The organism is Cytobacillus praedii, assembly GCF_001439605.1.
In the GTDB taxonomy this organism is placed as follows: domain Bacteria; phylum Bacillota; class Bacilli; order Bacillales; family Cytobacillaceae; genus Cytobacillus; species Cytobacillus praedii.
Genome location: NZ_LMBX01000042.1, coordinates 1 through 307 on the forward strand (window position 1 = coordinate 1; position 307 = coordinate 307).

General features: G+C 40.7%; 1 protein-coding gene. It reads right to left on the bottom strand.

The window, feature by feature from the left end:
* On the bottom strand, positions 1 to 307 hold a 307-nt coding region (locus tag ASU02_RS26170), incomplete at both ends, for an aldehyde dehydrogenase family protein (protein WP_232426340.1).

Genomic DNA, 307 nt, shown 5'->3' on the forward strand with positions numbered 1-307 from the left:
TTAATGTTCAACATTTGACGTGCATAGAATTCAAGGAAATCGATCGCTTCTGCTGTATCAGCATCTGCTTCATTCCATGGCTTGCCCGCTTCTTTTGTTAAAAGTGCAGAGAACTCATGCTTACGGCGGCGAATGATGGCAGCTGCTTTGAATAAAACATCTGCACGTGTTTCTGCTTTTACTTTTTTCCACGTTTTAAATGCTTCTACTGCAGCTTGCATTGCTTTTTCAGCAAGATCACGGTTTGCTTTAGACACACGGCCAATCACTTCTGTTTTATTAGCAGGGTTATAAGAAACGATCTTAT